Source organism: Mycobacterium sp. IS-1742 (assembly GCF_001500125.1).
Classification (GTDB): Bacteria; Actinomycetota; Actinomycetes; order Mycobacteriales; family Mycobacteriaceae; genus Mycobacterium.
This window is the reverse complement of sequence record NZ_LQIV01000023.1, coordinates 217,250-228,859: the sequence shown is the minus strand read 5'-3', so window position 1 is coordinate 228,859 and position 11,610 is coordinate 217,250. Positions and strand designations below refer to the sequence as shown.

At 69.5% G+C, this 11,610-nt stretch carries 9 protein-coding genes and 1 tRNA gene; 4 read left to right on the top strand and 6 right to left on the bottom strand.

Going from position 1 to position 11,610, the window contains the following annotated elements:
* Positions 1–14 precede the first annotated feature (14 nt).
* The 3 genes from AU196_RS15610 to AU196_RS15600 are packed head-to-tail and all read right to left on the bottom strand — an operon-like array spanning position 15 to position 5,469.
* Positions 15–2,363, bottom strand: a complete 2,349-nt coding sequence (locus AU196_RS15610; protein ID WP_059095975.1) for a glycerol-3-phosphate 1-O-acyltransferase — start codon at positions 2,361–2,363, stop codon at positions 15–17.
* Positions 2,360–3,991 (bottom strand): HAD-IB family hydrolase/lysophospholipid acyltransferase family protein, encoded by a 1,632-nt coding sequence (locus AU196_RS15605; RefSeq protein ID WP_059095974.1) that lies wholly within the window; start codon positions 3,989–3,991, stop codon positions 2,360–2,362. Before AU196_RS15605 ends, AU196_RS15610 begins: the two co-directional genes overlap by 4 nt.
* Positions 3,988–5,469: a wax ester/triacylglycerol synthase family O-acyltransferase gene (locus AU196_RS15600; protein ID WP_059095973.1), complete on the bottom strand. Its 1,482-nt coding sequence runs from the start codon at positions 5,467–5,469 to the stop codon at positions 3,988–3,990. The genes AU196_RS15605 and AU196_RS15600 overlap by 4 nt, the downstream gene beginning before the upstream one ends.
* A gap of 132 nt (positions 5,470–5,601) precedes the next feature.
* Between AU196_RS15600 and AU196_RS15595 the strand changes: the two genes are divergently transcribed.
* A tRNA-Arg gene (locus AU196_RS15595) sits at positions 5,602–5,675 on the top strand.
* A gap of 23 nt (positions 5,676–5,698) precedes the next feature.
* On the opposite strand, the gene AU196_RS15590 is transcribed toward AU196_RS15595, so the two are convergent.
* The gene (locus AU196_RS15590; protein ID WP_059095972.1) at positions 5,699–6,580 is read right to left on the bottom strand and encodes a universal stress protein; all 882 of its coding nucleotides are present in this window, start codon (positions 6,578–6,580) and stop codon (positions 5,699–5,701) included.
* 174 nt (positions 6,581–6,754) lie between these two features.
* On the opposite strand from AU196_RS15590, the gene AU196_RS15585 reads away from it, so the two are divergent.
* From AU196_RS15585 to AU196_RS15575, 3 genes are all read left to right on the top strand, one after another.
* Positions 6,755–7,192, top strand: coding sequence for a pyridoxamine 5'-phosphate oxidase family protein (locus AU196_RS15585; protein WP_059095971.1), 438 nt, complete (start codon positions 6,755–6,757; stop codon positions 7,190–7,192).
* Positions 7,193–7,289: 97 nt separating this feature from the next.
* A complete protein-coding gene (locus tag AU196_RS15580) occupies positions 7,290–8,645 on the top strand; it encodes an HNH endonuclease signature motif containing protein (protein ID WP_059095970.1) in 1,356 nt (451 codons plus the stop codon).
* Positions 8,646–8,654: 9 nt separating this feature from the next.
* On the top strand, positions 8,655–9,407 hold the full coding sequence (locus tag AU196_RS15575) for an enoyl-CoA hydratase (RefSeq protein WP_059095969.1): 753 nt from the start codon (positions 8,655–8,657) through the stop codon (positions 9,405–9,407).
* 1 nt (position 9,408) lies between these two features.
* On the opposite strand, the gene AU196_RS15570 is transcribed toward AU196_RS15575, so the two are convergent.
* Positions 9,409–10,560 carry a dihydrolipoamide acetyltransferase family protein gene (locus tag AU196_RS15570; RefSeq protein WP_059095968.1) on the bottom strand — a complete coding sequence of 384 codons (1,152 nt, stop codon included), beginning with the start codon at positions 10,558–10,560 and terminating at the stop codon, positions 9,409–9,411.
* Positions 10,557–11,609 carry an alpha-ketoacid dehydrogenase subunit beta gene (locus AU196_RS15565; RefSeq protein ID WP_059095967.1) on the bottom strand — a complete coding sequence of 351 codons (1,053 nt, stop codon included), beginning with the start codon at positions 11,607–11,609 and terminating at the stop codon, positions 10,557–10,559. Before AU196_RS15565 ends, AU196_RS15570 begins: the two co-directional genes overlap by 4 nt.
* Between the last annotated feature and the right edge of the window lies 1 nt (position 11,610).

Here is an 11,610-nt window from a genome sequence, read left to right as displayed (position 1 = left end):
CCCTGGTGGGCGGTTCATCCCGTCTTCGCCCGGCGGCGCCGTTCGGCTTCGCGGGCCATGAACTGGTCCCGCGCATACCGGTCGACCTTGTCCATGTCGGCCAGGATCCCGCACAGCTCGTCGCAGAACGCCCTGCGCCGCGCCTCGAGGTCGGCGCCGGGCTCGAGCAGCTGCTGATCGGCGGCGACCTGACGGGCGGTGCTGAACAGCAGCGCCGACACCGATTCGTTGCTGCGCACCCGGTCCTGCGCGACGTACTGCCTGCCCAACCCCATCGCCCGCGTCGTCAGCTCTTTCTCGTCGATGTCGGCGGGGGCGTCGCGCAGCGCGCTCGCCAGGATCTCGTAGGCCTCGAAGAACGGCCGCAGCATCGCCCCGGCCATCAGAGGCCGCTTCTCCCGCAGCAGCGCGTCGATCTGCTCGCCGCCGGCGGCGAGCTGGGACTCCCAGTCCGCCCGCCACGACATCTCCCCGGCGACGTGCTCGCGGAACGCCGCCGAGTCGGCGAAGTAGAAGTCGAACTTCAGCAGATCCCGCAGCCGCGCCGCCTGCGACCAGAACGCCTCGGTCGGGTCGCCGTCGGCGCGCGCCGCGTATGCCAGCGCGAGCTCCACGATCGACGTCTCGAGGAAGGCGTGGATCAGGGTGTTGCGGTAGAACGCGGCCTCGTGTTCGTCCTCGGCCGCGATGTACCAGACCGGTTCCCGCCCGCTGTCGACCTTGGTGACGGGGTGACCGTTGGACAGCGCGTCGACCGCGGACAGCACCCCCTCGGTGGTGCGCAGGCGCAGCGCGCTGTTGGTCAGCGGCATGTCGTTGCGCATGAGGTAGTCGAGCCCGTCCTGCAGGGTGTGGTGCAGCTGGTCGAGGGTGAGCGCGACGCCACGGGTGGTCAGCAACAGCCCCGACACCAACGCGGTCGCGTTGATCGGCGTCACCTGCAGAATGCGCCAGGCCACCTCGAAGGCCATCTTCTGCATCGCCAACCGCCTGGCGGACTCGTCGGTCGCGATCGGACCGCCGGGCTCACCGAGATGTTGGCGCATCGACACCGCTTCGGGGAAGCGGACGTAGATCTTGCCGTAACTGCGCTCCCCCTGCGCCTTGATGTAGTTGTACAGCCAGCTCAACCCCTCGGGGGTCTTCTCGCCACCGCGGGCGTAGTCGGCGTACTCCGAGATCTCGTGCAGCTGATCGAAACTGATCGACACCGGTTGCAGCAGGATGTCGTCGCTGCGGCCGGCGAGGTAGGCGTCGGCGACGTAGGCCAGCAGACCGAGCTTGGGCGGCAACATCTTCCCCGTGCGCGACCGGGTGCCCTCGATGGACCAGCTGAGGTTGAACCGCTTCTCCACGACGTACCCGACGTACTCCTTGAGCACGTACTTGTAGAGCGGGTCGCCGGCGACGTTGCGGCGGATGAAGATGACCCCGGAGCGCCGCAGCAGCGGCCCCATGAAACCGAAGGACAGGTTGATGCCGGCGAACATGTGCACCGGGGGCAGCCGGTTCTCCTGCATCGCCGCGGGCACCACCGCCCCGTCGAGGTAGGACCGGTGCGAGAACAGCAGTACGGCGGGGTGGTTCTCCAGATCGCGCCGCAGCCGGGCGATCTCGGACCGGTCGTAGTCGAGATGGGGATCGAACCCCCGCTTGGTGATCAACCGACTGAGGTTCGGGATGAGGTCCACCGACACTCGGCTCCACCCGGTGGCGAGTTCGTCGAGCATCTTGCCTGCCTCGTCGACCGTCGCGCCGGGGATCTCCTCCAGACCGGCGCGGAACCTGGTGGAGGCCAGGATCTCCGGCTTCACCAGCCGCGGCGACTTGTACTCCGGACCCAGCAGCCGGTACTCGACGCGCTCGATGGCCAGCACCGCGCGGCGGATCACGAAATGCGCGAACTCGCGCGGGTTCTCGGCCACCGTGTGGTCGTGCCACTGCTGACGCAACTCGGAGACCTTGGCCGGTTCACCGGCGATGACGCGAGCACGGGTCCGGTCCCGTTTGAGGATGCGACGCTGCAGCACCTCCGGCGGGCGGTAGGTGTCGCGGCCCGAGATGAGCGCCACCACCTTCGACCGCGTGGGCAGGCCCGCGGGCACCCAGAACACCCGCACCGGCACCACGGTGCGGTCCTCGTCGGCCTCGAGTTCCTCGACCAGTTGCGCGAGCACACTGGGCGACGGCTCGCCGTCGACGGGCAACTGCAGAACCTCGACGTTGACGTCGGGGTTGTCGCGGCGTTGGGCGGCCAGCCATTCGTCGAGCAGTTCGACCTCGGCGGGCGACGACGCCGCCGCCAGCACCAGCGCATCGTCGGTGGTGCTGAAACTGGCGTAGTAGTCGTCGGGCAGCGTCACTGTCGGCCTTTCGCCGCGGCGTTCTTGGCAGGCGCCTTTTTGGCGGGCTTCTTCTCGGCCTTCTTGGCGGGCTTCTTCTTCGGGGACGCCTCGGCGACCTTCCTCGGCTCCACCGTCTCGCCGGGTGAGCGCTTGTACAGCGCGGGCACCGGCAGCTTGCCCTGCGGCCACGCCTTGAGGGTGTCGAGGTAGATCTGCCGGACCTCGGCGATGCGGTTCGGCAGATCCTCCACCGTCCAGTCGTCGGTCGGGATGGGCGGATAGACCGCGATGTCGACGGTGCCCGGGTTGAACGTGCTCGAATCGCGCGCGGCGACCACCTCGGCGTTGCGGATGACGATGGGCACGATCGGGATTCCGGCCGACATCGCGATGCGGAAGGGGCCCTTCTTGAACTCGCCCACCTCGGTGGTGTCCAGGCGGGTGCCCTCGGGGGCGATGAGTATCGAAATGCCTTTGCGGGCAAGCTCTTCGACCTTGCGCAAACCTTCGACCGCGGCCTTGGGGTCGTCGCGGTCGATGAAGGCCGCGTCCATCACCTTCCCGATGGTGCCGATCAGCGGATCGTTCTCGAGCTCCTTCTTGCCCACCGTCGTGAAATTGCTCTCGACCAGCCGGCCCGCGATCAGCGGATCCGCCTGGTTGCGGTGGTTGAAAAGGAACACCGCGGGCCGCTGCGCGGTCAGGTTCTCCCGCCCGAGCACGTCGAGGTTGATGCCGGCGGTGGTGAGCAGCAGCCGGCTCCACGTGGAGGTGAAGAAGTTGACCCCGGTGCGCCGGTTGCGGCTGAGCAGGCCCACCCCGATGGCGCTCGCGGCGACCGGAACCACGGAGCCGATGGCGGCGACGGTCCGCAGCTGCGACAGCGGATTGCTGCCGCTGCGGCTGGTGAACCGGAGTACCGGCCACCCGCGCTTGGCTGCGACGGCGGCGAGCTTGCCCGCAGGATTGGTCGGGCGCGGGTTGCCGACGAGGTACATCAGGGCCACGTCCTCGTCCCCGTCGGCGTAGAAGTAACTCTTCGACAGGTCCACGCCGTTGCGGGTCGCAAACGCCTGCACCGCATGGGCTTTCCCCGGCCCCCACAGGATGGGCCGGACCACCTCACCGGTGATGCACCCGTCGTCGTCGGTCACGAACTTGTTGCTCAGGACGTTGTGGATGCCGAGGTACCGCGCGACCGGCTCGACCTGCACCGTCAGCGCCGACGAACTGAGCACGACGGTGTGGCCCCTCGCCATGTGCGCGCGCACCAGGGCGCGCATCTCGGGGTAGATGCGGTCGCGGACGTGCTGCAGGAAGAGCCGTTCGGAGAGCTCGTCGATGTCGCTGAGCGAACTGCCGCGCAGCATGCGCGCACCCTTGCCGATGAGGTCTTCGAACTCGGACCGGCCCAGTTGGTGGTTGAGCCCGGCCTGCACCATGCCGATGAATTCGCCCACACTCATCTGCCTGCGGCGCAACCGGTCCCGCGTCATGATGACGCCGGTGAACCCGGCCACCAGGGTGCCGTCGAGGTCGAAGAACGCGCCGACCTGCGGACCCTCCGGTGCAGCCAGGATCTCCGCGACCGATCCCGGCAGGCGCAGGGCGCGCCGCTCGGACCGCTGACCATCGTCCGGACTCATTGTGGCGCACTCCCCTTCGGTGACGGTGTTTCAGAAGGCAGGGTGAACGAGGCGGGGCCGGCGCGGCCGGGACCACCGATGGCGAGTACCTCGTCGAAGCCGGCGAGCAGGCATTCGGCGAACAGGTCCGGATCGGTGATCGAGGCGCGGTCGTAGCGGGCGGTGACCGTGCAGAAGCCCGAACGCGATACCAGCACGACCATCATCGCGACACCGGGCAGCGGGCCGATTCCATACTGGCGCAATATCTTTGCACCCGCGATGTAGGTGTCGCCCGCATAGACCGGCACGTTGCTGGCCTGGACGTCGGAGTTGACGACCGAGCCGGCCATGGCCTCGAGCACCGTGTCGGGCAGCAGACTCGCGACGGGCGCGATGGCCCCGACCATGTCGAGCGCGCGCTCCTCGCGCTTGCGCGTCATCTGTGCCCGCACCTCGGCGATGCGCTCGCGCGGATCCACCACGCCGATCGGAGCGGCGAGGTTGACCCCGACGAAGCGGTTTCCGCCCGCCGGGTCGGCGTCCGACCTCAGGCTGACGGGTACGGCCATCGGCAGCGTGGGAACCGGCAGGCCGAACGCGTCGTGGTAGAGGCGCAGCGCCCCGCACACGCCCGCGAGGTACGCATCGTTGATGGAGCCGCCTGCGGCCTTGGCCGCCTTGTGCAGGTCACCGAGCGACATGTCGATCGCCTCGCTGCGAGTCGAGAGGCTGCGGCGGCGCAGCAGCGGCGAGGGTTCGGCGACCGAGCCCACCACGCGCGCTCCGGACCGGGCGTAGTCGACCACCCCGCCGACCGACGAGACCGGGTCGCGCACCACCTTGCCCACCACGCCGGCCGCCCCGCCCAGCGCGCCGCGGACACCCCCGAGGATGGAGAACGGCAACCGGTTGAGTCCCTGGCGCATGAGGTCGTTCGGCGAGAGATCCTGCGGGATCGGCAGTGGCGGTACCTCACTGGGCGGCGGATCGCGTTCCAGGTCGTAGACGCTGGCGAACATCTCGACACCGCCGACCCCGTCGGTCACCGCGTGGCTGAAGTGCAACATGGTCGCGGCCCGACCGCCCTCGAGGCCTTCGACCAGCGTGGCGGTCCACAGTGGGCGGGAGATGTCCAGCGGTGACTGCAGCGCGATCTCGGCGAGGTCGATCAGCTGCCGGATGTTGCCGGGCTCGGGGATGCGGACCCGCCGGACGTGGAAGTCGAGGTTGAAGTCGGGGTCGACGACCCAGCGCGGTGCGGCCGTCGGCAGGGTTGGCGTCACCACCTTCTGGCGCAGCCGCAGCACCTTGCGGGAGGCGTGCTCGAAACGCGTGCGGAACCGGGTCCAGTCCGGCGTGGTGTCGAGGATCTCGATCGTCAGGATGCCCGAGCGCGTGCGGGGGTTGGCCTCGCCGCGGTGCAGGATCTGGTCGAACGGGCTGAGCTCCTCCGGCAACCCCGCGGCATCCAATTCCGGCACGTCGCTCGTTGCCACCCCGGTGCCCTCCTGTCGACGGTGTCGTTGATGACTGTCGACACCACGCTAGCCCGCCGCCGCGCGGACGGGTACGGCTTTGCGCGTGGAGTGGTGGTGCCCCGCGCGCGGCGAGATACACTCACCGACGCTGCCTCCGTAGCTCAGTTGGATAGAGCAAGGGCCTTCTAATCCCTAGGTCGCAGGTTCGATTCCTGCCGGGGGCGCTCTGTGTTTTGTATGGCGGACTTCAGCGGCCGCGTGCCACGATCACCGGCGTGCGCGCGGCCTGCACCACCGCGGTGCTGACCGAGCCCAGCAGCATGCCCGCGAACCCGCCACGGCCGTGGCTACCCACGACGAGGAGCTGTGCGGACTCCGAGAGCTCGAGCAGATGCTCGGCGGGCCGGTCGAACACCGACTTGCGGTGCACCGTCACGTCCGGATAGCGCTCACACCAACCGGCCAGGCTGACGGCCAGCATCTCCTCGGCCGGGGCCTGCACGGCCGACCAGTCGACGTACGGATGCAGCGACTCGTTGCGGTCACTCCAGCTGTGCAGCGCTATGAGGTCGACACCTCGCATGGACGCCGCTTCGAACGCGATCTCGACGGCGCGTTGGGAAGCCCGCGAACCGTCGACGCCGACGACGACGGGCGCGGTCTCGGCCGCCGGCTCGGCGTCGGCACGGATGACCGCGACGGGGCAGCGCGCGTGATGCAGCACTCCGGTGCTCACCGAGCCGAGCAGCAGACGCTTCACCGCACCGTGCCCGCGGGTGCCCACGACCACCATGTCGGCTTCCTTGGCGGCATCGACGAGTCCGGGCACCGACGCGGAGTGGATGAGCTGCGTGGTGACGTCGACCGCGCCTGCGTCCTTCGCGACCGTTTCGGCGTCGGCGAGAACGGCGCGGCCATCCTGTTCGCGGCTCTCGAAGTACTCGGCAGGTAACGGCGCAGCCGGGACGGCCATCGCCCACGCCGCGCTGACGTCGGTGGCCAGCACGTGGAGGAGGCGAAGCGGAACCCGGCGCATCGCCGCCTCGCGAGCGGCCCAACGAACGGCGGCGTGGGATCCGGCAGACCCGTCGACCCCGACGACGATCTCGGGATGAACCGCAGTGGACATGGCAGATTCCTTTCCGGGCGTCGTCGCCTCGACCGTGGTCAGTGTGCTCTCGCTGCGGCCGCGCCGCGTAGGGCCTTTGGTCCCTTCCCCGCACAGGCCGCATGGCGGACACTGATGACTGCGGCGAAGCCCGCCTGTCGCCACCGCGCGACTCGCACAGGAAGATTGATGACCATGACCAAGGGACAGCAACTCGATGTCCTCAACCGCAGGCAGTGCCTCGATCTGCTGGCCGGTGTGCGAGTGGGCCGTCTGGTGTTCACCGAGGACGGCCTGCCCGCCGTCCATCCGGTCAACTTCCGGATGAAGCGCGACGACGTCGTCATCAGGGTGGCGGGTGGCGCGAAACTCGATGCGGCGAAGCAGAACGCCACCGTGGCGTTCGAGGCCGACGAACTGGACGCCGATCTGCACACGGGGTGGAGCGTGACGATCGTCGGAACGGCGCACCCGATCACCGATATCGACGAATTGACCGAAGTGTCAGGAACTTTCGTCGAACCGTGGGTGGACGGCAGGCGGGACCACTTCATCCGCATCGAGGCGCAGAAGATGACCGGGCGCCGTTTCCGCGAGCGGGGGGCTCCGCAGTACCGGACCGGGGACCAGTAGCGCAGCGAGTCCCGGCGCGAAAAAATCTGCGCCACAGTGGTTTCAGCTGTCACATCGCGGCCGGGTTTTGTCGGACCCTCGAACTAGTGTTCGAGATATGGATGGGGACTTCAGCGCAGCGGTCGACCGCCTGCGGGCGGCGGTCGCCGACCTGCAGACCGCTCCGATCGACGACCTGACCGACCCGCAGGTGGTGGCCGAACTCGACCGCATCAAACACGCCGTCTGGGCGGTCCCGGCCGTGGAGCACCGGCTCACCGCGCGCCTGATCGGCGCCGACCCCCACGCTTTGGGCGCCACCTCCATCCGCGAGGTGTTGGCCAACCACCTGCGCATCACGGCCACCGACGCCCGGAACCGGATCACCGACGCCGCCCAGTTGGGTCCCCGCTACACGATTCACGGGGAACGCGTGCAGACCGAGTTGAGCCATACCGCGGCCGCGGTGGCCCGTGGCGATATCGGGGTCGCGCATGTGCGGGTCATCCAGGACTTCATCCGGAAGCTGCCGGTCTGGGTGTCGGCCGCGCGCCGTGACGACTACGAACGCGATCTGGTCACCCACGCGATCGAGTTGCGTCCGGATCAGTTCAAGCAGGTCGCCGAGACCCTGTTGGGGTTCATCGACCAGGACGGCACCGAACCCGACCACCAGACCCTGCGCCGCCGCCGCCACCTCCGGGTGGGCCGTCAGCAGGCCGACGGGATGAGCCGCATCGAAGGCTGGCTCACCCCCGAAGCCCGCGCCTACTGGGATGTCATCGCCGCCAAGTACGCCGCCCCCGGCCACAACCTGCCCCACGACGACGCGGTCACCGGCCGCGACGACCGCACCCCCGGCCAACGCCACCACGACGCGCTGACCCGCGCCCTCGGCGACGCCGTCGCCTCCGGCGCCCTGGGCCGGGTCGCCGGCGTACCCGCCGGCATCGTGGCCACCGCCACCCTCAGCGAACTCGAACGCGCCGCCGGCTGGGCCCACACCGGCGGCGGCAACCGCCTCCCGGTGCGCGACCTCATCCGCCTGGCCGGCCACTCCCGCCACTACCTGGCCGTGTTCGACGACCACACCGAAGAAATCCTCTACCTCGGCCGCGCCACACGCACCGCCACCACCGCCCAACGCCTCGCCCTGTTCGCGCGGGATCGGGGCTGCACCCACCCGCACTGCACGGTGCCGTTCTACTGGACCGAGGCCCACCACACCGACGACTTCTGCGATGGCGGCCGCACCGATATCGACACCCAAACCCTGGCCTGCCAACCCGCCAACCTGCTCATCGAAGAGACCGGATGGACCACCGTGCGCCCCGGCGACGGCCGCACCCACTGGATCCCACCCGAACACCTCGACACCGGCCAACCGAGAGTCAACAACCACTTCCACCCCCACCGCTACCTCACCGACCGCACAGCGGGCGGGGACCACGGCGAGGACGACGAGGCTGGCTAGGGTGGGCGCGTGTCTGATTCAGTGCTGATGCAGGTCGACGATCACGTCGCCCTGATCACCGTCAACGATCCCGACCGCCGCAACGCGGTGACCTTCGAGATGTCCGCCGCCCTGCGCGCGGCCGTCGAGGCCGCGGAAGCCGACGCCCAGGTGCACGCGGTGATCGTCACCGGGGCGGGTAAGGCGTTCTGCGCGGGTGCGGATCTGACGGCGCTGGGCGAGGCCACCGAGGATGGATTGCGCCGCATCTACGACGGCTTCCTGGCGGTGGCCCACTGCACGCTCCCGACCATCGCGGCCGTGAACGGGGCGGCCGTCGGCGCCGGACTGAACCTGGCGCTCGCGGCGGATGTTCGGATCGCGGGCCCGAATGCCCTGTTCGACCCGCGCTTCCAGAAACTCGGCATCCATCCCGGCGGCGGGGCGACCTGGATGCTGCAGCGGGCCGTCGGGCCCGAGGTCGCCAAGGCGGCTCTGCTGTTCGGTAAGCGTTTCGACGCCGAGACCGCGGTCCGCTACGGCCTCGCCCTCGGGGTCGCCGACGACCCCGTCTCCGCCGCGCGCGACCTGGCCGCCGGGCCCGCGGCCGCACCACGCGATGTCGTGCTGGCGACGAAGGCATCGATGCGGGCGACCGCGAACCCGGGCACAGTCGACACCGAACAGCACCGCACGGCGGTCGACATCGAACTCGGTCCTCAGGCGTCGTCCATCGAATCGCCGGAGTTCGCCCGCCGCCTCGCCGCCGCCAAGCGCAGGTAGCTCACAGGTCGAGAAGCGCGAGCTCCGGCGTCTCCACCAGCTCGCGCAACTCACCCAGGAAAGCCGCCACGGTGGCCCCGTCGGCGATGCGGTGATCGAAGGCGCACGTCAGCGTCATCGTCGGGCGGGCGACCACCTGGCCGTCGACCACCACCGCGCGCGGCTTCAACGAACCCATTCCCAGGATCGCGGCCTCGGGGTGATTGATCACCGGCACGCCCTCGTCCAGCCCGAGCGCGCCGAAATTCGAGACGGTGAACGTCGACCCCGATAGTTCGGCAGGGCGCACCCGTCCGGTGCGCGCTTCGTCCACCAGCCGTGCCACCGCCGCGGCGAGCTCGCGGGTGGTCTTGTCGTGGGCATCCGCGATCACGGGAACCAACAGCCCCCGCGGTGCGGCGACACCGAATCCGAGGTGAATCGCTCTGTGCCGGTGGATCTGCGGGCCGTCGGCCGTCTCGATCCACGTCGCGTTGAGCGCCGGATGATGCTGCAGCGCCACCGTCAGCAGGCGAAGGGTCAACACGAACGGCGTCACCGGCGGGTCCGCGTCATGCAGCCTGTCGCGCAGCCGCAACAGCGCGCTGCCGTCCACCGTGATGCCGGCGTGCGCATCCGGAATCTCCCGCCGCGACAACGACATCCGCCGTGCCATCTCGGCCTGGACGCCCCGCACCGTGGTCGTGTCGCTCACGTCAGCGGCCGCATGCTGGACGTCCTCCCGGGTGACGATCCCATCCTCACCCGATGGCGGCACTTCGGCCAGGTTCACGTTCAACTCAGCGGCCAGTTTGCGCACCGGCGGCTTGGCTCGCGGACGCGCCGACGGTGCGCGGGTGCGTCTGCTGGCATCCATCGCCTCGTCCGCGCCGTACCCCACCAGCACCGGTCGACGTTGCGGAGCAACCGATTCCGATGTCGAGATCCGCACCAGCAGGGCGCCCACGTCGAGGGTCTGCCCTTCGTCTCCCCCACGCTCGACAACCCGCCCGGCGTACGGGCTCGGAATCTCCACCTCGGCCTTGTTCGTCTCCACGGTGCACAGCGTCTGGTTGAGCTCGACCTCGTCCCCCACCTCGACCGCCCAGGAGGTGATCGCCGCGTCCTGCAGACCCTCACCGAGGTCGGGCACCAGGAAGTCCTGCACGCTCATGGCATCTCCAGGGTCCGCTGCACACAGTCGAGCAATCGGTCCACCCCCGGCAGCCACAGCTTCTCGAGCCGCGCCGGAGGATACGGGGTGTCGAACCCGGTGGCGCGCAACACCGGCGCTTCCAGGTCGTAGAACAACTCTTCGGAGATCCGCGCGGCCAGTTCGGCGCCGAAGCCCAGTGTCCGCGGCCCCTCGTGCATCACCACGGCGCGGCCCGTCTTGATCACCGACGCGGCCACGGTGTCGAAGTCGAGCGGGTTGAGCGAGCGCAGGTCGACGACCTCCAGCGACCAATCGCATTCGGCCGCTGCATGCTCGGCGGCGGACAGGGCCGTCGCCACCAGCGGGCCGTAGGTGAGCACCGTGACGTCGGCGCCCTCGCGGCGCACCGCCGCCCGGCCGATCGGGAGACCCGGCACAGCGGTGTCCACCGGTTCGCGCGCCCAATACCGCCGTTTCGGTTCCAGGTAGATCACCGGGTCGCGAGCGGCGATCGCGTGCCGCAGCAGCCAGTACGCATCGGACGGACCGGACGGTGTCACCACCTTGAGGCCGGCGGTGTGCACCCAGTACGTCTCCGTCGATTCCGAATGGTGTTCCACCGCACCGATTCCGCCGAACGACGGGATGCGGATCGTCACCGGCATGTCCACGTCGCCACGCGTGCGCATACGGTACTTCGCGAGGTGGCTGACCACCTGGTCGAACGCCGGGGCGGCGAAGCCGTCGAACTGGATCTCGGGCACCGGCACGAAGCCGCGGATCGCCATGCCGATCGCGATCCCGACGATCGCCGACTCGGCGAGGGGCGTGTCGAAACATCGTCGCTCGCCGAAGGTCTCGGCAAGTCCCTCGGTCACCCGGAACACCCCGCCCAGCGTCGCGACGTCCTCGCCGAAGACCAGCACGCGGTCGTCGGCGGCCATGGCGTCGTGCAAGGCGCGGTTGACGGCCTGCACCATGGTCAGCTCGGTGACCGGCGTGACGTGGGTGAGGAACGGCCGGTCGTCGCCGTTCGCGCCGGCGGGCCGCTCGATCAACTGGGTCATG

Bases quoted from the DNA above. Each gene is read 5' to 3' on its own strand.
- AU196_RS15570 (WP_059095968.1), bottom strand. From the start codon at position 10,560: ATGAGCGTGCAGGACTTCCTGGTGCCCGACCTCGGTGAGGGTCTGCAG.
- AU196_RS15580 (WP_059095970.1), top strand. From the start codon at position 7,290: ATGGATGGGGACTTCAGCGCAGCGGTCGACCGCCTGCGGGCGGCGGTC.
- AU196_RS15585 (WP_059095971.1), top strand. From the start codon at position 6,755: ATGACCAAGGGACAGCAACTCGATGTCCTCAACCGCAGGCAGTGCCTC.
- AU196_RS15605 (WP_059095974.1), bottom strand. From the start codon at position 3,991: ATGAGTCCGGACGATGGTCAGCGGTCCGAGCGGCGCGCCCTGCGCCTG.
- AU196_RS15590 (WP_059095972.1), bottom strand. From the start codon at position 6,580: ATGTCCACTGCGGTTCATCCCGAGATCGTCGTCGGGGTCGACGGGTCT.
- AU196_RS15565 (WP_059095967.1), bottom strand. From the start codon at position 11,609: ATGACCCAGTTGATCGAGCGGCCCGCCGGCGCGAACGGCGACGACCGG.